Source organism: Labrenzia sp. R5_0 (genome assembly GCF_017743835.1).
Lineage (GTDB): Bacteria > Pseudomonadota > Alphaproteobacteria > Rhizobiales > Stappiaceae > Roseibium > Roseibium algicola.
This window is the reverse complement of record NZ_JAGHRK010000010.1, coordinates 56,343-78,924: the sequence shown is the minus strand read 5'-3', so window position 1 is coordinate 78,924 and position 22,582 is coordinate 56,343. Positions and strand designations below refer to the sequence as shown.

The 22,582-nt window shown below is 58.6% G+C and carries 23 protein-coding genes; 18 read left to right on the top strand and 5 right to left on the bottom strand.

What is annotated here, in order from left to right; genetic code table 11:
* Positions 1 to 4 precede the first annotated feature (4 nt).
* The 6 genes from J7447_RS29780 (at position 5) to nhaA (ending at position 7,196) form a co-directional block, all read left to right on the top strand.
* Positions 5 to 2,386, top strand: a complete 2,382-nt coding sequence (locus tag J7447_RS29780) for a copper-translocating P-type ATPase (RefSeq protein ID WP_075282910.1) — start codon at positions 5 to 7, stop codon at positions 2,384 to 2,386.
* A 17-nt stretch (positions 2,387 to 2,403) separates the two neighbouring features.
* The gene (locus tag J7447_RS29775) at positions 2,404 to 2,652 is read left to right on the top strand and encodes a DUF2933 domain-containing protein (RefSeq protein ID WP_075282946.1); all 249 of its coding nucleotides are present in this window, start codon (positions 2,404 to 2,406) and stop codon (positions 2,650 to 2,652) included.
* Positions 2,649 to 3,299 (top strand): isoprenylcysteine carboxylmethyltransferase family protein, encoded by a 651-nt coding sequence (locus J7447_RS29770; protein ID WP_075282909.1) that lies wholly within the window; start codon positions 2,649 to 2,651, stop codon positions 3,297 to 3,299. The genes J7447_RS29775 and J7447_RS29770 overlap by 4 nt, the downstream gene beginning before the upstream one ends.
* Positions 3,300 to 3,552: 253 nt before the next feature.
* Positions 3,553 to 4,380, top strand: coding sequence for a hypothetical protein (locus tag J7447_RS29765; protein ID WP_139314153.1), 828 nt, complete (start codon positions 3,553 to 3,555; stop codon positions 4,378 to 4,380).
* A 399-nt stretch (positions 4,381 to 4,779) separates the two neighbouring features.
* Positions 4,780 to 6,042, top strand: a complete 1,263-nt coding sequence (locus tag J7447_RS29760; RefSeq protein WP_228873486.1) for an APC family permease — start codon at positions 4,780 to 4,782, stop codon at positions 6,040 to 6,042.
* Positions 6,039 to 7,196 carry a Na+/H+ antiporter NhaA gene (nhaA, locus tag J7447_RS29755; protein ID WP_075282906.1) on the top strand — a complete coding sequence of 386 codons (1,158 nt, stop codon included), beginning with the start codon at positions 6,039 to 6,041 and terminating at the stop codon, positions 7,194 to 7,196. The genes J7447_RS29760 and nhaA overlap by 4 nt, the downstream gene beginning before the upstream one ends.
* A 21-nt stretch (positions 7,197 to 7,217) precedes the next feature.
* On the opposite strand, the gene J7447_RS29750 is transcribed toward nhaA, so the two are convergent.
* Positions 7,218 to 7,883, bottom strand: a complete 666-nt coding sequence (locus tag J7447_RS29750) for a potassium channel family protein (RefSeq protein ID WP_208992311.1) — start codon at positions 7,881 to 7,883, stop codon at positions 7,218 to 7,220.
* On the opposite strand from J7447_RS29750, the gene J7447_RS29745 reads away from it, so the two are divergent.
* The 10 genes from J7447_RS29745 (at position 7,882) to J7447_RS29705 (ending at position 16,519) form a co-directional block, all read left to right on the top strand.
* Positions 7,882 to 8,568: a DUF6629 family protein gene (locus J7447_RS29745; RefSeq protein ID WP_075282905.1), complete on the top strand. Its 687-nt coding sequence runs from the start codon at positions 7,882 to 7,884 to the stop codon at positions 8,566 to 8,568. The two genes, J7447_RS29750 and J7447_RS29745, sit on opposite strands and share 2 nt — an antisense overlap.
* Before the next feature lie 35 nt (positions 8,569 to 8,603).
* Positions 8,604 to 9,251: a sigma-70 family RNA polymerase sigma factor gene (locus tag J7447_RS29740; RefSeq protein WP_075282904.1), complete on the top strand. Its 648-nt coding sequence runs from the start codon at positions 8,604 to 8,606 to the stop codon at positions 9,249 to 9,251.
* A gap of 70 nt (positions 9,252 to 9,321) precedes the next feature.
* Complete coding sequence (locus J7447_RS29735; RefSeq protein WP_139314152.1) at positions 9,322 to 9,630, top strand: hypothetical protein; 309 nt, start codon at positions 9,322 to 9,324, stop codon at positions 9,628 to 9,630.
* Positions 9,631 to 10,183: 553 nt separating this feature from the next.
* Positions 10,184 to 10,306 carry a hypothetical protein gene (locus J7447_RS31445; RefSeq protein WP_267480491.1) on the top strand — a complete coding sequence of 41 codons (123 nt, stop codon included), beginning with the start codon at positions 10,184 to 10,186 and terminating at the stop codon, positions 10,304 to 10,306.
* Between the two features lie 146 nt (positions 10,307 to 10,452).
* Positions 10,453 to 11,697 carry an NAD(P)/FAD-dependent oxidoreductase gene (locus J7447_RS29730; protein ID WP_139314151.1) on the top strand — a complete coding sequence of 415 codons (1,245 nt, stop codon included), beginning with the start codon at positions 10,453 to 10,455 and terminating at the stop codon, positions 11,695 to 11,697.
* Positions 11,694 to 13,049 (top strand): cyclopropane-fatty-acyl-phospholipid synthase family protein, encoded by a 1,356-nt coding sequence (locus tag J7447_RS29725; RefSeq protein ID WP_083660635.1) that lies wholly within the window; start codon positions 11,694 to 11,696, stop codon positions 13,047 to 13,049. Before J7447_RS29730 ends, J7447_RS29725 begins: the two co-directional genes overlap by 4 nt.
* A 32-nt stretch (positions 13,050 to 13,081) precedes the next feature.
* On the top strand, positions 13,082 to 13,939 hold the full coding sequence (locus J7447_RS29720) for a DMT family transporter (RefSeq protein ID WP_230057706.1): 858 nt from the start codon (positions 13,082 to 13,084) through the stop codon (positions 13,937 to 13,939).
* A gap of 430 nt (positions 13,940 to 14,369) precedes the next feature.
* Positions 14,370 to 14,726 (top strand): helix-turn-helix transcriptional regulator, encoded by a 357-nt coding sequence (locus J7447_RS29715; RefSeq protein ID WP_228873466.1) that lies wholly within the window; start codon positions 14,370 to 14,372, stop codon positions 14,724 to 14,726.
* Between the two features lie 3 nt (positions 14,727 to 14,729).
* Positions 14,730 to 16,052, top strand: coding sequence for a type II toxin-antitoxin system HipA family toxin (locus tag J7447_RS29710; protein ID WP_075282899.1), 1,323 nt, complete (start codon positions 14,730 to 14,732; stop codon positions 16,050 to 16,052).
* A gap of 95 nt (positions 16,053 to 16,147) precedes the next feature.
* Positions 16,148 to 16,519 (top strand): hypothetical protein, encoded by a 372-nt coding sequence (locus tag J7447_RS29705; protein ID WP_228873468.1) that lies wholly within the window; start codon positions 16,148 to 16,150, stop codon positions 16,517 to 16,519.
* Here J7447_RS29705 and J7447_RS29700 read toward each other — a convergent pair.
* Entirely contained in the window at positions 16,476 to 19,451 is a 2,976-nt protein-coding gene (locus J7447_RS29700) for a Tn3 family transposase (RefSeq protein ID WP_209171692.1), read from the bottom strand. The genes J7447_RS29705 and J7447_RS29700 overlap by 44 nt on opposite strands.
* Positions 19,452 to 19,604: 153 nt before the next feature.
* Here J7447_RS29700 and J7447_RS29695 point away from each other — a divergent pair, with 153 nt between their 5' ends.
* Together J7447_RS29695 and J7447_RS29690 are read left to right on the top strand one after the other, a co-directional pair.
* Positions 19,605 to 20,183, top strand: a complete 579-nt coding sequence (locus J7447_RS29695; RefSeq protein ID WP_168693849.1) for a recombinase family protein — start codon at positions 19,605 to 19,607, stop codon at positions 20,181 to 20,183.
* A gap of 49 nt (positions 20,184 to 20,232) precedes the next feature.
* Positions 20,233 to 20,562 carry a YnfA family protein gene (locus J7447_RS29690; protein ID WP_168693850.1) on the top strand — a complete coding sequence of 110 codons (330 nt, stop codon included), beginning with the start codon at positions 20,233 to 20,235 and terminating at the stop codon, positions 20,560 to 20,562.
* Between the two features lie 117 nt (positions 20,563 to 20,679).
* On the opposite strand, the gene merA is transcribed toward J7447_RS29690, so the two are convergent.
* Genes merA through J7447_RS29675 form a run of 3 tightly spaced genes read right to left on the bottom strand, consistent with a single transcriptional unit; the run spans position 20,680 to position 22,575 of the window.
* A complete protein-coding gene (gene merA / locus J7447_RS29685; protein ID WP_228873469.1) occupies positions 20,680 to 22,119 on the bottom strand; it encodes a mercury(II) reductase in 1,440 nt (479 codons plus the stop codon).
* Complete coding sequence (merF, locus tag J7447_RS29680; protein ID WP_075284033.1) at positions 22,097 to 22,324, bottom strand: mercury resistance system transport protein MerF; 228 nt, start codon at positions 22,322 to 22,324, stop codon at positions 22,097 to 22,099. The genes merA and merF overlap by 23 nt, the downstream gene beginning before the upstream one ends.
* Complete coding sequence (locus tag J7447_RS29675) at positions 22,321 to 22,575, bottom strand: hypothetical protein (RefSeq protein WP_075284032.1); 255 nt, start codon at positions 22,573 to 22,575, stop codon at positions 22,321 to 22,323. Before J7447_RS29675 ends, merF begins: the two co-directional genes overlap by 4 nt.
* Between the last annotated feature and the right edge of the window lie 7 nt (positions 22,576 to 22,582).

Sequence of the window (22,582 nt, the reverse complement as noted above, 5' to 3'; positions counted from 1 at the left end):
GGCCATGAACAAGAGCCAACACCATCACCCGCACGAGACCAGCGCCGAGGCTATCTACACCTGCCCTATGCATCCCGAAGTGCGCCAAGAAGGGCCGGGCAAATGCCCTAAGTGCGGCATGTTTCTCGTACCCGAGGGGGAGGCCGGGGGACACGGCCACGCGGCGCATGGCCATGGCAAGCACGACCATGCCGGCCGTAGCCAACACGCCACCGCGCCGGCACCTGGCGGGAAATATGACAAGGTGCCCACCGACTGGACCGGCGCGATTTATACCTGCCCGATGCACCCGGAGGTGCGGCAGAGGGAACCGGGCGATTGCCCTATCTGCGGCATGGGGCTGGAGTTGTCCTCGGCGACGATGGCGGTCAACGCTCCGAACCCCGAACTGGCGGACTTCACTCGCCGTTTCTGGATCGGTGCGACACTAACCGTGCCACTCCTTATCCTGACGATGACACCATATCTGGGGCTTATGGCAATTCGCGAGTTATTCGGCGAAAAAGTCTCGCTTTGGCTCGAGGTAGCGCTGGCCACGCCGGTGATCCTGTGGTCGGGCTGGCCATTCTTCGTGCGTGGCTGGAAATCATTCCGCACCATGAACCTTAACATGTTCAGTCTAATCGGTATGGGAGTAAGTGCGGCCTACGCTTATTCCATTGTCGCGGTGATCGCGCCCGGCATCTTCCCCCTGGGTTTCCGGGATCCCGAAACCGGCGCCGTCGGTGTCTATTTCGAGGCGGCAGCGGTGATCGTTACCTTGGTGCTTCTCGGCCAGGTGATGGAACTGCGTGCTCGCGAGGGAACCGGCAAGGCGATCCGCGCGCTTCTCGACCTCGCGGCCAAGACGGCGCGGGTGGTCCGCGAGGATGGCACCGAGGAGGAAGTACCGCTGGAACATGTCCAGGTTGGAGACCGTATTCGCGTGCGCCCTGGCGACAAGGTACCGGTGGACGGCGAAGTGGTCGAGGGCCGTTCCTCGATCGATGAAAGCATGATCACCGGTGAACCAATTCCGGTGGAAAAAGTTGCAGGGGACAAGTTGACCGGCGCCACAATCAACGGCACTGGTAGCCTGATTATGCAGGCGACTAGGGTCGGGTCCGACACCATGCTGGCTCAGATCGTCGAGATGGTTTCGGCCGCGCAGCGCAGCCGTGCGCCGATCCAGAAATGGGCCGATATGGTGGCTGGCAAGTTCGTGCCCGCAGTGATCGCCGTCGCGGTGCTTTCGTTTGTCACCTGGGCAATCTGGGGTCCGGCGCCCGCCTTTGCCTATGCGCTGGTATCGGCGGTGGCTGTCCTGATCATCGCATGCCCATGTGCACTAGGTCTCGCCACGCCGATGTCAATCATGACGGCGACCGGTCGTGGCGCTCAAGCGGGTGTGCTGATCAAGAACGCCGAAGCGCTGGAGCGGTTTGAGAAGATCGATACGCTGATCGTGGACAAGACCGGCACCCTGACGGAGGGCAAGCCGAAACTGGTCGCCGTCCTGCCCGAAACGGGCCACGACGAGACCGAGGTGCTGCGTCTCGCGGCAACGCTGGAGAAGGGCTCGGAGCATCCGCTGGCTGAGGCGATCGTCGCCGGCGCTGAGGAACGTGGCGTGAAGCTCGCCGAGGCCACCGATTTCGAGGCGGTGACCGGCAAAGGCGTCAAGGGTCGCGTCGATTCCCGCGCGGTGGCCCTTGGCAACCTCAAGCTCGTCCAGGACCTTGGGCTCGACGCGGGCGAACTTGCCTCCAAGGCCAATGTGCGCCGCGACCAAGGCGAGACGGTGATGTTCGTCGTGCTCGACGGCCGGATCGCCGGAATGGTCTCGGTCGCAGACCCGGTCAAGGAGACAACGCCCGCGGCGATAGTGGCACTCCACGAGCAGGGATTACGTATCATCATGGCAACGGGCGACAACGAACGCACTGCCCGTGCGATCGCCAGCCGGCTCGGCATCGACGAGATCCGCGCCGACGTGCTGCCGGAGGACAAGGCGCGGATCATCAAAGAGTTGCAGCAGCAGTGCCGCAAGGTCGCCATGGCGGGTGACGGCGTAAACGACGCTCCGGCCCTGGCGCAGGCTGATGTCGGCATCGCTATGGGCACAGGCGCCGATGTGGCGATAGAAAGCGCCGGTATCACGTTGGTAAAGGGCAACCTCGACGGGATCGTGCGCGCCCGTCGGCTGGCCCGTGCGACGATGCGCAACATCCGCCAGAACCTGTTTTTCGCCCTGATCTACAATGGCGCCGGCGTGCCGATCGCGGCGGGCATTCTCTACCCGTTCCTCGGCATCCTGATCGGCCCAATCTTCGCCGCTTTTGCGATGAGTGCCTCCTCGCTCTCCGTGGTGTTGAATGCACTGCGCCTGCGGGGGGCAAAGATATGAGAAAGGAACATAAGCAGATGCTCGACCACAACGCTCAGGGAGACCAAGAAACAGGCAATGGCATCCACCGCCCGCCGTCGTTCTGGAAATCTCGTACCGGCACCGTTCTCATCGGCGCCCTCGTGATCGGCGGTTTGCTTCTGGGTTACGAACACCGCATTCATATCTTCGGCGGTTATTCGTTCCTCTGGCTTCTGCTGCTCGTCTGCGTCGGCATGCATTTTTTCATGCATGGTGGGCATGGCTCGGGAGGCAGCAAGTCATGACCGAGCCCGGATATTCCTACGGCCTGTGGTTCATGGTTTTTATCAACTCAGCCGTCTTCATAATATTTGCCTTCAGTTTCTTCAAGCCGCAGACCTCGCGCGACTGGCGCAGCTTCGGGGCGTTCAGCGCCTTCGTCGTCGCACTGTTCACCGAGATGTACGGTTTTCCGCTGACGATCTATATGCTCTCGGGTTGGCTGCAAACAGCCTATCCGGGAGTCGACTGGCTCGCCCATGACAGCGGCCATTTGCCAGAAATGATCCTCGGTTGGCGAGCGAATCCGCATTTCGGACCGTTCCACCTGTTGAGCTTCTTGCTGATCGGCGGTGGATTCTGGCTGATCTCGGTAGCGTGGCACCACCTCTGGCAGGCACAGCGCCACGGGCGGCTGGCCACGACCGGCCCTTACGCCCGCATCCGGCACCCGCAATATGTCGGCTTCGTGCTGATCATGCTCGGATTCCTGGTGCAATGGCCAACGCTGCTCACCCTCGCAATGTTCCCCGTGTTGGTGTGGATGTACGCTCGCCTCGCCCGCAGCGAAGAAGCCGACAGCCGCGCTCGATTCGCAGACGCCTGGGATCAATATACGACGAGAGTGCCAGCTTTCATTCCCAACGTCCGGACACGGGCGCATGGATCTTAGTGAGCGCAGAAAGTTCGATAGCCAGACCCTTGTACTGATCGGAGGATCGGGTGACGTCGGTCGACACCTGATCCCACTTCTACAGAGCGATGGTCGTTGGGGGATCACGCTCCTGTCGCGGGGTGGCGGCGTACCGGAGGGGCTCTCACCGTCTCGGCTCTCAGGGCGTCCCATCGACATCCGTACTCCCGGCTCCGCTACAGCCATCCCGGATGGTGCTACGGTCGTCAATCTTACCGAGGCAACGCCACCCGTGGCGGTAGCGGCGATCATCGCACGCGGAGGCACCGTACTCGATACATCGGCAACGCCCGGTTATATCTACGATCTCTCGCGAGCAGCCCGGAACGGGCCGGGGCTTCTTGTCCTATGTGTCGGTACCGCGCCGGGGCTCAGCACGTTGATGGGCGCCGAAATCGCGCGAGGCCCGAACGTAGATTCCATCGACATCGGTCTCGAGTTAGGCATGGGACGACACTATGGCCTTGCTGCCACAGAGTGGTTTATTCGCGCGTTGGGGACGCCGTATAAAGACGGGCAGAACAGCGCGATTGTATCACCGGGCGAACGGCGGCGCGGCTTTGTATTCGGACAATGCACGAGGGCGCGCCTTGCTCTGGGGGTCGGTTTTCCTGATCATGGCATTCTGCCAGCGGGCAGCAAGACCCGCGTGGAGACGTATCTTGCCGTCGATCCAGGATATGTCACCCGATCGATCGTGTTGTTCTTGCGAATCGGACTCGGCCCGCTACTGCTGCGCCATGCCCATACCATCGCCCGGACAACGCGGCTGCTACCCAGGCTCGCAGCGAGACGGACACGGATAGCTGTTGAGGCTCAGACTTCGGACCGAAGGTTGATTGCTGCGCGGTATTTTGACGGTGGCGATCAGGCTGAACTCACCGCTGCCATGATCCTGATTGCGCTACGCGCACTGCCCACCAATGGTTGGCTGCCCGGTAAAGTGACGAACATCGTAGATTACCTTGACTATGACACGGCATTGGCAGAGCTTCACGCCTTGCTTCCCGCGATGCGGATTAAAGCCTGGCGTTACGCTGCTACGGGAGCGCGCCGATGACGGTTGTACGCTATTTCGCCTGGCTCCTTGTCGTACATCTGCTTTCCGCAGGGCGAGTGTCGCGCTGTGTTGATCCGAACGACGATGCTGCCGTTTACGAAATCGACAGTTCCGGTGGTGAACGATGTTGGAGCCTTCGATCGTACTGGTTGCCAAATTCTTCGTGTAAGAGGGCAACGGAGATCTTTGCACTGCGACATGGTGTACTCTCGCTGGACAACGACGCGGACAGGTCAAACATCCGATGATTGTCGCGGCCAGGCATGATCATTTCAATTTCCGATGGTGTGCAGCGTACGTCGCCAGAGAAAACGTGTGAGACGAGGCAAAGTATTGAAACATAGTCATTCCAATGAAACCTATAAAGCCGGTTCGATAACACTGGGCGGTGCTATCGCCATGGGCACCGGCGTAATGATCGGCGCAGGTATTTTTGCATTAACCGGACAGATTGCGGAGCTTGCCGGGCCAATCTTTCCACTGGCTTTCATCGCCGGTGCAATCGTCACAGGGTTCAGCGCATACAGCTACATCAAGATGTCGAACGCCTGGCCTTCGGCAGGCGGCATCGCGATGATTCTGCAGAAGTGCTACGGCCCAGGTGCGATCGCCGCGGGCGCCGCGCTCTTGATGGCGCTCAGCATGGTTATTGCGGAAAGTCTCGTGGCCAGGACCTTTGCCGCCTATCTGTTGAGACCTTTCGACATTAACGGCGGACCGCTCGTACCAATCCTCGCCGTCTCGGTGATCCTCTTCGCTTTTTTGGTGAATATCGCCGGCAACCGGTCGATCGGGCTGTTTTCGATGGTCATGGCGGTGATCAAAATTGGCGGTATCGCGCTGTTCGGGATCGCGGCGCTGTGGTCGAGCGGGTTTGGCTTCGCCGCCGCATCGCAAGACGGGGGCGAACTCAGCGCGACCGGGTTCATCGCCTCAGTGGCGCTCGCCATCCTTGCGTTCAAGGGCTTCACCACAATCACCAACAGTGGTGCCGAGATCACAAACCCCCATCGCAATGTCGGGCGCGCTATAATGATATCCATAGCACTGTGCGTATTGGTCTACTTGCTCGTGGCCTTCGGAGTGGGATCGAGCCTGACCATTGACCGGATCGTCGCAGCCCGCGACTATTCCCTGGCAGAAGCCGCGGAACCGGCTCTGGGCCAAGTTGGGTTTCTGCTCACGGTGCTGTTAGCGGTCGTGGCTACGGCCTCAGCGGTGCTCGCCAGCGTCTTTGCAGTGTCTCGAATGCTCGCCATGCTCACCGAGATGGAGATGATTCCGCACCGCCATTTCGGTATGTCAGGACCGATCCAGCGGCACACGCTAATTTATACGGTAGTGATCGCGTCTACATTGGCCATTCTCTTTGATCTCGGCCGGATCGCCTCGCTCGGAGCCTTTTTCTATCTCGTGATGGACATGGTGGTGCAATTTGGTGTCTGGCGGTTTCGGCGACAGGAAATCAAAGCCGCCGCGCCTGTGCTCCTGATAGCAATCACTTTCGACGCCCTTGTCCTTGCTGCGTTCACAGCGATGAAGCTGAGAAGCGACCCCGCAATTGTTGCCTATGCTGTTTCAGCCATCGCCGCAGTGTTTATCTACGAACGGAGCTACTTGTCGCGCTGGCTGGCGTCACAGCGTGAAGATGTCCAGCCATGACGGTGGCCATACCGCGAGCGATCCGGGACGGACGTCGTGCTGGCGCTGCGATGCTCCTAGCACTTGCGCTGGGAATGATCGCGGCAAATTCATCACTTTCCGATGGCTATGCTTTCCTTCACCACAATCCTTTGCGGCTGGGTCTAGCCGAGCTGCAGATTGAGGCACCCTTGATCGACTGGATCAACCAAGGACTGCTGACAGTCTTCTTTTTTCAGATCGGCCTCCATACCAACCAAGAGATCACCACAGGTGTTCTCGCGTCGCCGTGTACGGCTGCGGTTCCTGCTGCCGCAGCACTTGGCGGTATGATCCTGCCGGCGGCAGTCTACACCTTGTTCAATTTCTCAGATCCTGTAGCCCTTAACGGTTGGGCGATCCCGATTGCCACCGATATCGTGCTGGTCTTGGGGCTTATGTCGCTTTTTGGCGGTCGGGTCGCCCCTGGGGTCATAGCCTTCATCACAGCGACCGCTATCTTCGATGATCTCGGAGCTGTGATTGTGATTGCGCTCTTCTACGGCGAAGTGGCGGCTGTGTGGCCAGTTGCAGTCATCATCGCCGGCCTGCTGACGCTGTTCGCCCTCAACCGGTGCCGATATGCGCACCTCGCGCCCTATCTTCTGGCCGGGGCGGTCTTGTGGACCGGGCTTATTGCGACAGGCCTCGAAGGTGCCGCGGCGGGTGCGGTGGTCGGCCTCTCGCTCCCGCTTTCATCCTTCCAGCCCCATACGGTCACGAGTACCATGCGCCGCATATCCCCGATCGCTCTCTTCTTCGTAGTACCGATGTTCGCATTTTTCAATGGAGGCGTTCCGCTCGATCTTGCGCAACCCGCGCTAGCCATTGAACCGATAGCGCTTGGCATCGGAGCAGCACTCGTGTTGGGCAAGCCCCTCGGTGTGTTGTTGGGTACGCTGCTCGCGGTTCGTTTGGGGATCGGATCCCTACCAGCCATGGTCACTGCGCGTGACATCGCGTTGGCTGCCCTGCTCGCCGGTGTCGGCTTTACGATGAGCCTGTTCATCGTGACGGCTGCGTTTCACGATCCGCTCCTCGCAGATACTGCCAAACTGGCGGTGCTCGCCGGTTCGGCGCTCTCCGCAGTCATTGCGCTGATTGCCCTGATGACTTGTGCAAGAAAAACGGAATGATGCGCTCTTGGCTGTGTTCTCTCATCGCTTGGGGCGCACGCAGGGCTGCCACTCCCAAATCCGGTTCATTAGTGCAAACAGGAACGAGGCTGACCATGCGACCAGCAGTAGGCCGTTCAGAGCTTCGATCCCGGTCAGGAAACGTATATGACCGGTGGGGAAGATGTCACCGATGCCGAGCGAAGTGTAGGCAGTCGCCGAGAAGTAGAAATAGTCGAGAGGCGCAGCGATCGGTAAGCCAGCGAAGCCACCGACCAAGAACACATGTTCTGCGAGAAAATAAGTGATCGCGTAAAGCGCGATTTCTGCAATATGGGCAGTGAAGAGCAACGCGGCAACCGCCAGCACGCGCGCCGAGGGCGTTAGGGGGATAGCGGCCATACCACGGGAGCACCATCGCAGGGCTCCGAGATGAATAAGAGCAGTGATGAAAAAGACCGAAACCGTGAGCAGACTGGAATAGAGCAAGGGGGCGACCTCCGGATAGGTGCGGTTTCGTTGACGTTGCCACAGAAAATCGGTGTGGATAGTACCGATTAAGTCGGGTTCCAGTAGCAACCCCGGATTCGACAAGTGGCCTAAGCTACTTATGTCCACAATGGTATCAATAAAATGATGCCGGGAGGAATTGTCCGCCAGATCAACATCTATTCTCCAATCTATAACTTCAGGGTCCCTCTGCGCCATGTGCCTTTCCCAATCCGTCAGTTTCACAGCCAGCGCATTTCTCGTTGTCGGCGGCAGCTATGCAGTCACTCGGGCTTGGGCAATCAACCGCCGCTATTTGCCGGTGGCGCTTATGCCGGTCTTTGCCGGTGTGCAGCAATTCATGGAGGGTAATGTTTGGTGGGGAGTGAACACGGGCGATCCGGCTGCAACGCTTCTCGGGGCTTTGGGGTTCATCTTCTTCACCTGGTTTATGTGGCCATTCTGGATCCCACTTGCCTCTTGGGTGCTGGAACCACCAAACAGCCGACGCCGGCCCTGGATGGCGGCGATGTCGGTGGCCGGACTAGCATTCGGACTGTCGCTTTACGTGCCGCACCTAGCCAATCCGGACTGGGTGCGGGTCACGGTCAATCAGGATAGCCTTGCCTATGAAGGAACGATGATCCTCGACTATATGATGCCGCGGTGGATGACCTACGTCATATATCTGTTCCTGATCATCCTTCCGCCGCTGATTTCGACCTACTACCACATGCGCTGGTTTGCTCTGACCATCGTCGCCGTAGTCGTCGTGGACATCCTCTTCCTTCGCTACGCCTATATTTCGTTTTTCTGCCTCCTTGCGGGGCTAGGAACACTTCACTTGATCTACATCATTGCGCGCAACAAGTGTGCGCGAGAATGTCCTGTTTTGTTCGCATAAAAAGGCTAGCGATCAGACACTTGGGAGCACGGGTCATGTGTGGGAACAGAGAGGCTGTTGGAGCGACCGGTGATGGCGGGCTGGACCAGGCTCTGGCGCAAGGTAGAGCCGCGTTTCTGGGCTTCCTTGAGAAGCGGCTGCGCAATCGCGAAGAGGCCGAGGACGTGCTGCAGGAATTTTGTATCCGCGTCCTTGCCCGGCAGGACCAACTGCGAGATGCCGAGCGACTGGATGCTTGGCTATATGCGATCCTGCGCTCGGCGCTCAACGACCATTTCCGCAAGGCTGGGCGGCGGCGGCGGCTGAACGATGCCGTTGCACGCGAGATGCAATCGGCGGAAGAATATGTTGAATCGAGTGAGGCGATGGCGATGGTCTGCGGTTGCATCAAGGGTTTAGTACCCAAACTGCGCCCGACGGACGCCATATTGATTCACCGGATCGACGTCGACGAGGAAGACCGCGCGATGGTCGCAGCCGATCTGGGCATCAGGTCTGGTACACTGGCAGTGCGCCTGCACCGTGCCCGTGCGGCCCTGCGTGACCAGTTGCTTGCTCATTGCGGTGGCTGTTGTCAGCATGGCTTTGACGATTGCTCTTGTCCCCCCGGGGGCTGTAAAAACCCCGAACACGCCACACATTGCGCGGACAAACAGTCAACCGACGGGGCCTTCATCCGGTAATAAATTTCGCCATTGCGCGTCTATCTATTGCGGATTTTCCGGGCCGTATATGGATGGAAAGGGCAAGGCGATGACGCTTCGCAAGTATTCAAAAACTGGTCCCCCCGGAATGGAGATCGACGCTGAGTTTCGCGCGATACTCGACACTATGTTCTGCGCCTGTTTGCCTGATTCGGGGAGCTGTGCTTGTAAACTTCGCAAGGAGTTGTTCCTGCGCTGCGATATCGAGGGGCAGCCACTGGCGGAAGTCGCCGAGGCCCTTGACCTGGAAATTCGCGAAGCGAGGGCCCTCGTTGCCCAGATCCGGCGTGATGTCACGATGCAAGTGGCGCTTGGCCTGTCTCGGCGGGGGACTGTTTACGAACAGCGTAAACCTTGACGAATTTCGGTGAGATGCGACTTTGTCTCTGTCGGTCTCTCGATGAACCTATCCGCCCATGCAATCAAGAGGGAATGTCACGGCAAGACAAACGATTTACCTGTCCTCCTCCGCGGCTATTTTCGCTGGATTACTGATAGCTGCCTGGTTCAATCTCGGTGCCGGCACCGTCAGAAACTCCCCCGAGCGCAATCCCAGGGCGGGTTAATTTCCTAAACTTTGTTACTCGTAGGGCAAGCGATCTTCGTCGATTGTAACCGACCGGAACGCTTGCTCCCTCACAGGCCGGGAGTACGTCTGATGTTCCTCCTACTTGAGCCCTGTGTCGCCACAAAATAGAAAAGTCGATCCGCTCCTTCACCCCCGCTCCGAAACTCTTCCTTTGGCGAGAAAGCTATATGTTGAGAGGGCTTTACCGGGTGATTGTAGTCGAACTCCGACCTGACGCCCAACCGAGAGACTGCTGCGCGCAGTGTAATATTTCTCGCCAATCGGCGTCTACCTAAAGAGCGCCGAGGTAACTCTACCGGGGCGTTAAGTGGAGCAAACGAAAATGATGACACAGACCTTTGCAACACTCGCCATGACCGTTCTTCTGCTTGGGATCGTCGTGCGTTCGAGACGACAGGTGCCCGTACCCCTTCTTCTGCCTGTGAAGCGGATGTGGCGCCGTTAGCAGCGCTGGGTTCAACGGGTGAATTGCCAACCAAGAATCTGCGCCGCCAGCATCAGCAGTGGCGTGCTGCCCGTCGCAGAGTAAACCACAGATCCGCAGTCGGTTATCAGCCGTTCTGTAGGCTGCGTTGCCGAGAGTTGAGGCCCATGAACGAAACTCGACGAATGACGCAATCCCGGAATTGCATCGCCGCCCCATCCGAGCAGAGGTCGGGGACCGATCGGCCGAGCCCGAATGAGGCGATCACGATCGTGGGGGCGGGGCCTGCCGGTCTTGCCTGTGCGATCGTGCTTGCCCGTGGCGGAGCGAATGTGGTGGTGCGCGAGTGGAAGGACTGCGTTGGTCACCGCTTTCATGACGATTTCCAGGGGCTTGAGAACTGGACGCGCGAATCAGACGTTCTAGCGGAACTCGCGGCCGACGGCATTGCTGCCGATTTCGAGTGCCATGCCTTTGATCGGGGTGCAATTTTCGATCCGCACGGGAGACCTCATCTGGTCCAAGGGCGGAGACCTCTCTTCTACCTTTTGCGCCGGGGCTCAGCGGAGGGTACGCTCGACAGCGCGCTATTGGCCCAGGCTCGGGCCGCCGGTGTGGAGGTCGTTTTCGGCGACAGGGTTGGCAGCTTCGCCGGCGTGGGCGTTCTCGCCGCCGGGCCGCGCGAGGCTGGCGTGATTGCTGCCGGCCACGTCTTCAAGACCGGTATCGCCGACGGCGCCTGGCTGGCGCTCGGGCACGATGTCGCGCCGGGAGGCTACGCCTATCTGCTGGTGCAGGGCGGTCGCGGCACCGTGGCTAGTTGCATGTTCACTCGCTTTCGCGAGCAGGCGAAGTACGTGGAGGCGACCGAGAATTTCTTCCGAGCCCATGTCGGGCTGGAAATGACAAACCCTCGCCCTTTCGGTGGCTATGGCAACATACGCCTGCCGAAAAGCGCTATGCAGGGTGGACATCCGGTAGTCGGCGAACATGCAGGCTTTCAGGACGCGCTCGCGGCTTTCGGTTTGCGCTATGCCATTCGTTCCGGCGTGTTGGCGGCCGAGAGCATTCTCGACGGAGGCGACTACGCCGCGCGGTGGCGGGCTGAGCTTGGCCGGACGCTGAAGGCGGGAATCGCCAACCGGTGGATCTTCAACACGGCGCGAGAGCCGGGGATGCGGCTTGCTATCGGTCGGTTGGCCCGCCGCGACACCGGCGATCTCCTGCGCCGCGCCTACGACCTGACGCCGCTCAAGCAGCTGGCGTTGCCGATCGCGCTCAGGCGCTACCGGGCGCCGCTCGCCGATCCGAGTTGCAGCCACGAGAATTGCGATTGCGTCTGGTGTCGGCACGGCGATCACGGCGAGGCGCGCCAGCCCGCGACGCGGCTACATATGGAGGAAGAGTCATGAAACTCCAACCGATCGTCGCGGCTCCGGGGCCAACGGTCCAGAAGCCCGGTCGCCGTGCACCCGTGGCGCTGTGGATCCTGGATCGCGCGCTGCGCAGGATCGCCCGCGCCGGCACCGTGTGGCTGCGCCTGCCCGACGGCGAGACGCGCCGCTACGGATCGGGCGTGCTGGAATGCGCCATCGCCCTCCACGACTGGCCGACGCTGCGGCGCATCGCGCTCAATCCCGACCTCGCCCTGGGTGAGGCCTGGATGGACGGCACGCTGACGGTGGAACAAGGCGATCTCTACGACTTTCTCGCGCTCTGCCTATCGAATATCGGACGCGGACCGGGCCCTTGGTCGCGCCGGGTCCATAAGCGACTAAGGATGATGGGCCGGCGGTTTCTGATGCACAATCCGGTTGGTCGTGCGCAGAAAAATGTGGCCCATCACTACGATCTGGGGGACGATCTCTATGAGCTTTTCCTCGACCCTGAACGTCAGTATTCGTGCGCATACTTCAAAACGCCAGCAGACAGCCTCGAAACGGCCCAAGAGCAAAAAATGCGCCGCATCGCGGCCAAGCTGCAGCTTGCGCCAGGGCAGCAGGTACTCGACATAGGTTCAGGCTGGGGCGGCCTTGGCCTTTACCTTGCGCGCACGACAGGGGCGAACGTCACCGGCGTCACCTTGTCGGTCGAGCAGCAGAAATACTCAGCCGCTCGAGCCCGGCGCGAGGGATTGGACAAATGGGCGCGGTTCGAGTTACGCGACTACCGCCATGAGACAGGGCCTTACGACCGGATCGTCTCAGTCGGAATGTTCGAGCATGTTGGCGCCAGCCACTACAGCGAATATTTCGCCAAGGTCGCCTCCCTGCTGACGAATGACGGCGTGGCATTGGTGCACACCATCGGCAGCGTGGCCGAACCGGCCGCGCCGCACCCTTGGCTCCGCAAGTATATCTTCCCCGGCGGCTACATCCCCTCGCTGTCCGAAATCGCGCCTGCGATCGAGCACGCGGGGCTGATCGTTACTGATCTGGAAGTGCTGCGTCTGCACTACGCCGAGACCCTGAAAGCTTGGCGCGAGCGTTTCCTGGCGCGTCGGACCGAGGCGACAGCACTTTACGACGAACGCTTCTGCCGAATGTGGGAATTTTACCTGGCCGCCTGCGAGGCGGGCTTTCGCTTTAATGGGCTTGTGGTCTTCCAGATACAGCTCACACGCAGGTTCGACTCCCTTCCATGGACGCGCGGCTATGTTGATGCGGAGGAGCGCACGCTTCGCGATACGCCAGCCGACGTGCCGCAGATTGGGGCCAGCAATCTGATGACCGGCGCGATAATGAAGGCGGCGGTCGCAGAATGAACCTGGAAAAGTTCGCGAAGATTTTGTTGGTGATGTTCCTCTGGGCCATTTGCTTTCCGCTCATCGTGGCGGGGTCTGCCCATGCCCCGCACCTGACATTCGCGGCGCTGCGAGCTCTCCTCGCCGGAGCTGCACTACTCTGCGCGGGGATCGTCCTGCGTCGACGCTGGCCGCGCGGGAGACGTGTCTGGCTCGCACTGTCCGGAGTTGGCCTTGGGGCTACGTCGCTCGGATTTCTCGGCATGTTCATGGCCTCAGAATTCGTCTCGCCCGGCATTGCCACGGTGATAGCGAACGCCCAACCACTCATGGCCGCTGCCCTGGCAGCTGTCTTTCTGGGTGAGCAGCTCGGTTGGCGCGGCAAGGTGGGCCTGGCGATGGGCTTTGCCGGCATCATTCTGATAGCGGCGCCGGAAATGCAGACGCCCGCCGCCGGCGCCTATGGCCTGGGGATAGGCTATATCCTGCTGGCAGCTCTGGGCATCACGGTGAGCAACGTGTTGATACGTGCGATTGTGGAACGGGTCGATCTGCTGATGGCGATGGGTGTGCAGATGCTGATCGGCGCGGTCCCGCTAATCGGCGGTGCCGCAGTATTCGAAGACCCTTTCGCCATAGCCTTCACGCCGCAATTCCTGGCCATTCTCGTTGGTCTCGCCCTATTTGGATCGGCACTCGCCTATTGGCTGTGGAGCGACATCCTGCGCACCACCGAGCTCGGTCGTGCCAATAGCTTTGCCTTTCTCGTACCCGTGTTCGGTTTGGCCATGGGCTCCGCATTCTTTGGCGAAACGCTGAACTGGCTCGCGGTTTTGGGAATAGCCGCAACACTCGCGGGCATCGCTCTGGCCAACTCTCGCCGCACTACGCCGAACGCGGACACAGCATGAAAGGTGCCGGAGATGTTTGCCTGACGTCCGTGTGATGATTTGGAACCACCAACGTCTTGTCAACATGATGCCTAAGTGGGCGCGGATAGCGACCATGACGAGCCGCGGTCCCATTGTGTTCCCGTTCCTAAGATCGAGTTGCCAACCACGGGTAGAGACCACATTCCCGCTCGTACAACTGACTGAGCCGTTTGGCCTGGCGCAATCCAATGTCGGGACCTCTTGCTTTTTTGTTGCTCAAGACGATGTCCTATCCTTCATTGTCTTCAGGTTAGAAACCACCAAACTATTTTAAGCGGCCATATGCGACCTACAGCGGTTGAATTTTGCCATAAATGGCCTTATATGTCCTATTGTCTCAATTTTATAAATGCATAGTAGCGGCCGTATGTGGCCTACTAGTGCTAAAAAACGGATTATGAGGTCACATATGGCCGATAATAAACAGGTGCGCGTGAGAACTCCAGAAACAATCACGAGGGACATTGGCCAGAAACTCGAGCGACTCCGTCTCTCGCGAAACATCACGCAGGCTGAACTCGCCCAGGATGCAGGCATTTCCGAGCGTACATTAAGGCGACTCGAGTCGGGGGATAATCCTACACTCGACTCGCTCATCCGCGTCCTGATTTCGCTGAAAATCCAGCAGAATGTCGATCTCCTTGTTCCCGATCCGCGCATCAGACCAATCGAGCGGGTGCGGACGAAGGGGGTTGAGCGGCAACGTTCAAGCTCAACCAAGCCAACCAAGAAGACCAAACCGTGGGAATGGGGAACAAAGAGCTAGCACATGGCTGAGCCATCTACCGACGCATCCATCAATCTCTGGGGACGCGAGATCGCAGCCGTTTCGTGGTTGGCGGACGAAGGGTATGCCGTCTTCCAGTACGACCCTGAATTCTCCCAATCCGGAATCGAATTATCACCGCTCGTGATGCCTTTAAGTCAGGATCCTTACTCCTTCCCTGCCTTGCCCAGGACAACGTTCAAGGGATTACCGGGAATGCTGGCGGACGCCCTTCCCGACAAATATGGCGATCGACTAATCAACGCCTGGCTGGCAGAACAAGGCCGCACGCCTGAAAGCTTCAATCCGGTGGAGCGCCTTTGCTATGTCGGAACTCGCGGCATGGGAGCTCTCGAGTTCAAGCCGGCATTGATGAGCTCAAAACGCAAGGCCCGCAAAGTCGAGGTCGCCAACCTCGTTCGCTTGGCCAATCTGGTACTGAACGAGAAAGCGAGTCTAGAAGGCGTGCTTGAGGGCAAGAACGACCTTGCCGCAATCGATGACATTCTCCGAGTTGGCACATCGGCAGGTGGAGCGCGCGCGAAGGCGATTCTGGCCTGGAACCAGAAAACCGGCGAATTCCGCCATGGTCAGATCGACGCCGGTGATGGCTTCGAACACTGGTTGATGAAGTTCGATGGCATCGACAATAACCGCGACAAGGAAGAACCCGACCCGCAGGGGTTCGGCTTGATCGAATACGGCTACTACCTGATGGCAACGGCTGCAGGCATCGACATGATGCCGTGCCGTTTGCACCATGAGGGTGGACGTAGTCATTTTATGACAAGGCGGTTTGACCGACCTGTCGATGAAAACGGGGTGACGCACAAGCTCCACATGCAGTCGCTTTGCGCCCTACAGCATTATGACTTCAACGACCCGCGCGGCTATTCCTACGAGCAGGCCATCCTGACCATCCGCGAACTCGGCCTCGGCGCTCCAGCATTGGAGCAGCAGTTTCTCCGGGCGATATTCAACATCATCGCCAGAAACCAGGATGATCACGTCAAAAATATCGCCTTCTTGATGGACCAGACTGGCGAGTGGACGCTGTCTCCAGCCTTCGACGTGAACTACTCGTACAATCCGAGTGGCGAATGGACTGGGCAACATCAGATGAGCCTTAATGGCAAACGCGACGGCTTCGAAATGGCAGATCTGTTGGCTTTTGCGGAAACCGCATCCATAAAGCCAACCAAGGCAAAGACACTCATTTCCAATGTCAGCGAGGTCGTTTCGAACTGGCCGAAATATGCGCAGGACGCTGGCGTTAACAACGAGAAAACGCGAAGGATTAGAAACGCTCACCGGTCAGTTCTGTGAACGTTCAGCAGCGTCATGGGTCGTGTGACATCTCGACTGGCGCCCTCGATGCGTCGGACCCTGGTTCAAAGCTAGCGGTATGGAGCTAAGCGGAAATGGCGACGTTCACTCAATCGCAATTGCAAGCCATAGCCGACGCATTGGGAGACACCGAAGACGGACTGATCGGTTCGGAAATCGCACACCTTCTCCAGACCGTCGGCATTGTAGATACCGATCCGCAGATGACAAAACGTCACCGGCTATACAATGCGTTCGCCAATGATCAAAACCGCCGAAAGGATCGGACTCGCATTATCGGTTTTGTCCGCAAGGCGATGAAACCCGAACGGTTTGCGCGGGAACAGAAGCGTTTCGAGCCTATGCGGGGTCAGAACAAGATTTGCTTAAAATCCTGCGCTAAGCTCGAACGGACTGTGAACATCACGCTGTCCGAAGGATCCGACCTGGGCTTCGCAACGACCTGAATCCTTCAGGAATTTGTTGCTCTGTGTCCCAGGAGTAGATGCCGGTCAGATTGATATGCTCCCAACTGAGCGGCGAGATGTGTTTCAGCACGTCATCTGGAATATTCCGCCCCTGCTGGCGCAGATGAGCGACTGCTCGGCTGAGATAAACAGTATTCCAGTGCACAATCGCGCTGACGACCAGGTTGAGCCCGGAGGCGCGGAAAGCCTGGCTATCATAAGAGCGGTCACGGATTTCGCCGCGTTCGTGGAAGAAAACGGCACGCTTGAGCTTATGGGCGGCCTCACCTTTGTTGAGACCAGCCTGACACCGCCGGCGCAGCGTTAGGCTCGAATACCATTCGATCATGAACAGTGTCCGCTCGATGCGGCCGATCTCGCGGAGCGCCTTGGCCAGGTCATTGGCTTTCGACGAGGTTGCAAACATCTTGAGGATGGTTGACGGCGCGACAGCTCGTGTGGTGACCGACGCGCCCAGGCGCAAGAGATCGTCCCAATTCTCCAGAATGAGCGTGGTGTTGATTGGCGTGCCGATATGATTGGCCAAGGCCGGGTAGGTATCGGCTTTCTCGAAGGTATGGAATTTCCGGTCCTTAATGTTGCGCAACCGCGGAGCGAAGCGCTTGCCGACGATCGAGTACGTGTAGAACACGTGGGCGGCCGCGCCGCCGGTATCGGTGAACAGTTCCTCGATCTCGAGGATGGTGTCATGGTCAAACAATCCGTCCAGGACATAGACGGCCTCGCTCTCGGTCGGGCTGATCGGCAGGATGCTGAAGTAGCCGTACTGATCGGAAAGTCCGCTGTAGAATTTCGTGCCCGGTTCGCTGCCGTAATGCAGATTGATGTCACCGCGCTTTGCCGCCCGATCGCTGGCCCGGAAGAATTGACCGTCGGACGATGCGGTCGTTCCGTCGCCCCAAAGGCGCGAGTGCGGATGAAACGTATGTGCATCGGTCACGCAGGCCTGCGCCGCTCGATAGGTCTCGGACCGGGCGTGGAAGGTTCGCATCCAACCTATTTGATGGGCGCTGATCCCTTTCGAAGCTCCGGCCATGCGTTTTGGGCCGAGATTTGTACCGTCCGCGAGCACACCTGCGAGCATCGCCGGAATGCTTCGCGGCACGTCTCCCGTTCGGACATGGGAGAACTGGTCGGCAAAACCGGTCCATTCATGCACTTCCTGGAGCAGGTCGGGAATCTCCACGAGCGGATACATTTCGGAGATCTCGGCGTTCAAGTCTTCGGCCGCAGCGGGAACATCCCTGGCATGCGGCGTCACGATCAAGGTTCCCACCTCAAGCCTGACGCCTTCGAGCTTTCCATTACGGGCACGATACGCCAGCCGTTTGAGGTTGAAGTCCATCATTTGCTGGACCTCGGCCAGCCACGCCTCGCCGTCGCTTTGCACGCCGAGGCCGAGTTTGTTTTCCTCCTTGAGAGCGACAAAAACGGGCTTTGGCATAAGATGTTCATCAATCGGCCGGAAGGCCCGGCTGCCTTCGACCCAGACATCGCGGGATCTGAGCCGATCACGCAAATGAGCGAGCGTCGCAATCTCATAGAGTCGGCGATCCGGCTTACCTTTCTCGAAGATCAGCTTCCTGTCCGACTTTGAAAGATGGGCAACCGGGACGCGGTCCGGAAGAACGCGCCTGCTTTCGGCATAAAGCGATCGGAGGGCTTCTATTGCGGCCAGCAACGGATCGTGCCGACGGCGTGACTGGAAAGAAAATGTTTGGAGGAAAACTGCCGCATATTTGCGAAGGTTACCGTATTGCTCGGCCGCCAGCGCTAACGGGGAAGTGCGGTTGCTTTCGACGATGGCTTCGAGACCTGGCTTGATTTGCAGTAGCCGGTACCAGCCGACCTGCCGGTTCAATGTGTCGATCGCATCTTCACCTGTATCGTTAGCTGCCTGCAAGGCCACGATCGTGTCGAGGAACAGGCGCAATGCTTTTGATGTTTCAGCACGGGTGTTCATATGCCGCTGCTTTTTGCGGTTGTTGGCCTTTGAGAACAATCGGCCGAGCAATTTGATGAACATGGTCATCGCGTCGTCGGTGAGTTTCTGGCCAAGCTTGATGACCTGCACCACAAGTGTCGCGCGCCGACGACTGGCGGTAAAGTCGTTGGCAAGCCAAGCCGGCGTGGCATCTCCTTCACGAACCATCTGATCCCAACGTCCAGACGGAATACGAGCCTGCAATTGGGGATCGATCCCGAGCGAGCGCAGAAACGCGATGCGCTCTGTCAAACCGATCAGGTTCATCGCACCCGGGGCGTCCGGAGCTGACTTCAACCAGTGAAGGCGGGTCTGGCTGATCACCGGATCGCCGCTCAGCAGACCGTCGAGAGTCTCCAGTGTCTCCGGTGATAGGTCTGAGATCAGCGCGACTTCAGCACGACGGCGCGCGATAGTTCGTGCCAGCAATCCCAAACGTTCAATAACATTCGCCACAGGCAACAACACGCGGCGTTCGCGAAACGTTGCGATGATGGCATTCGCGATCGGCAAGCCTTTGTCGGTTGCAGAAGCCGCCTGCATCGCGGCCAACAATGCCGCTCGGCGATCCTGGGCTGCCGCACTCCTCATTCCAAGATATCCAAGTAAGTGCGTGATGTGATTGCTGCGCGTTTCCTCGCGCCGGGCATACCGTTCAAATGAAGCAGGATCGGCTCCAACCTGTTCGGCAATATAGTTGAGCACTGCCTTTGGCGGAGCTTCGTTGACCGAGAGTACCCGGCCCAGATGGCGCATTACGCAAAGCTGTATCGCGAAACCGAGCCGATTGTGTTCTCTTCTGCGAAGCTCGATTTCAAGCCGGTCGGCTGGTGACAGGGAATAATGATGGATCAGGCTGTCTTCGTCGGTGGGGATATCGAATAGTTCCTGTCGCTCCTGAACCTTGAGAAGCATCCGCCGGGCCATCTTTCACTCCATACTATGCAAGCCGATGACCCATGTCTGTGTCCGAAAACGTCCGATTGCGTACAGGGCTTAAATACCCTGTCCACAAATTAGCTTGACTGCATTCTGGACAAGCAGATAATTTGAACAGCCTTTTCGGACAGGATTGACGCCATGTCACGCACTTTCGTCTATGCCCGCGTCTCCACGCCCGGCCAGACGACCCAAAACCAGATAGAAGAAATCCGGGCGGCGGGGTTCCACGTCGAAGACCGCCGGATTGTTACCGAGACGATTTCCGGCAGTGTGCCGATAACGCAGCGTCCGGAATTCTCTCGGCTGGTGGACCGTCTGGAACCTGGCGACATTCTCATCGTGACGAAACTCGATCGCCTCGGCCGGGATGCGATAGACGTCAGTTCAACAGTAAAGGCATTGGCCGACGAAGGAGTACGGGTCTACTGTCTTGCACTTGGCGGTGTCGACCTGACGAGTTCAGCCGGCACGATGACCATGAACGTGCTCAATGCCGTTGCCCAGTTCGAGCGAGATTTGCTAATCGAGCGAACGCAGTCAGGCTTAAGACGTGCCAAGTCCGAAGGGAAAGTTCTGGGTCGGCGGCCAAGCCTGACAGACAGCCAAAAGCAAGATGTGCGGGTTGCGCTGAATTCCGGCAAAAGCATTTCCGCTATTGCCCGAGCATTTGGTACCAGCCGTCAAACAATCATGCGGGTGCGTGACGAAATCCGTTGAGCAAGAAGCAGGATCGGATTTCCATTCTTCGAAACGAGGGCTATCAAGAATGCAAACTTTCGCGGCATATGTCGGCGCAGCCGTTTTTGAAATAGCGGGATGTTTTGCATTTTGGGCTTGGCTGCGGCTCGACAAATCAATCTGGTGGATCGTTCCGGGTCTCGCTGCGCTGAGTCTATTTGCATATTTGCTCACGTTGGTAGATAGCGCGGCCGCAGGTCGTGCCTATGCGGCCTATGGAGGTATCTACATTGCGAGTTCTCTCATATGGCTCTGGCTGGTCGAGGGCGTCCATCCTGACCGCTGGGATCTCTTAGGTGCAACCATCTGTATAGTCGGGGCTGCGATTATTATTGCCGCGCCTCACTCACGCGTTTAATCGGGCGGCATTATCGAGATCTAATTCCTGCATTCAATCTGAATAACAACGCCGCCTGGAACAATGCCGACGCGGCAGAAATCACGAACACTGTTTCAAGCCCTGAAACGGCCACGATCACCCCGCACAACAACTGAGAGCCGCTACATCCTTTTCGAAAGTCTGCGCAGCAAGCTTCAACCCTTCAACCGTTGTGAGGTATGGGAAGATCATCGCGCCGAGCTCCTCGTAAGTCATTCCCGCCTTAAGCGCCATCGTCGCGGTCTGGATACTGTCGGCACCTTCCGGAGCAAGTATATGTGCCCCGAGCAACCGCTTGGTGTTTCCGTCCGCGACAAGTTTTATGAGCCCGCGCGTGTCCCGGGCAGCGAGCGCCCGGGGTACGTGCTCGAGCGACAACACTGAAGTGCGAACAGTTTGGCCGGCAGCCTTTGCCGCGGCCTCTGTGAGACCGACGCTGGCAACCTGAGGGTCAGAGAAGACGATTGCCGGCATGGTAGTGTTGTCATAGACTAGACTATCGCCGTTCATCGCGTTTTTCGCAGCCAGTTTGGCACCGCAGGCAGCCATATAGACGAATTGGTCACGTCCGGTTACATCACCGGCGGCGTAGACATTCTTGTGGCTGGTACGCATCCGGTCATCGACAAGGATCGCGCCACGCCGGTCGGTGGCGATTCCTGCCAGGTCCAACGCAAGATTTTGCGTGTTGGGCGTACGACCTGTCGCAAGCAGAAGGTCCTCCGCTTCCAGGGTCTCGGTTCCATCTTCCGTTTCCACCCTCAGTGCAATGTGGCCATCACGCTTCATGACTTCCGTGTAGCTCTTGATGGTTCTGACGATAATTCCCTCGTCTTCGAACGCGCGCGTCAGCGCATTACCTATTTCCGGTTCAGCCTCAGGCAGCAATCCTCGGCGGCTGACTATGGTGACGGCCGTTCCCGTGCGTGCAAATACTTGGGCTAATTCAACACCGATGTATCCGCCTCCCATAACAATCAACGACGCAGGGCGCTTCTGAACTTCGAGGATTGATGTGCTGTCGTGAGGGCGTACCTGGGTCAGCCCGGGAATGTCAGGCACCTGGGGCCGGGATCCCGTGGCGAGGATGATCTTGTCCGCAGAGATAACCTCTCCATCCAAAGTCAGCTGACCGCCAGCAATGAAACGAGCCTCACCTTCCAAATAGACGATGTTGTTGTGTTGGGGCAGGACGTCGATATATTTTGCAGCTCGCAGGTCATCGACCAGCGCCTGTTTTTGGCGGATAATGGCGGCCCAATCCGTGATCTGCGCCGTCGCCTCTATCCCGTCAAATCTCTCGGCGGCTTTTGGGGAGTGCATGACCTCCATAGCCCGGATCATCGCCTTGGACGGTACACAACCGACATTGACGCAAGTCCCACCGATGACACCGTATCCAAGAAGCGCGACCCGAGCACCTTCCTCGGCCGCTGTGATTGCGGCAGAAAATCCCGCTGACCCTGCGCCAACCACAGCCAGATCGTAAGATCCGTTCTTGTTCGAACAACAATCAGACATTTGGGTTTCCTTCATTGCGTTGACGTCGTGCGTTGCGAACAAGCGCATAAACCGTGAGGAGTACAAAGGCGAGAAGAGCTGGCAACAGGACATAGTCGAGAACGCCAACGAAGGCCGATAGCCCGACCGCGCCGAACAATACGACGATAACCGGTGTGAAACAGCACAGCGCTGCGATCACTGTACCGATCACCCCTGTCGCCAAGAGCTTATTGTTCATTTCAGATTTTCCCTATTGTCTTCCCGGCAGCCAGACCCGACCGAGAGTCGCAACCTGTGGCGCAGGAAATAAGCGAAAAGACCCGCGACCGCGGCAATCAGCACGGACAACACAACACCCGAACCGAATAGCTGGGCGATCAATCCGGTTGCTGCGGAACCAACAAACGCCAGGCCGCCACCACAGCAGATAATCACTACGGGAGCGGCAACCGCCGTTGCCAGTATCATACCCAAGGACTTGTCACTCATGGGTTAG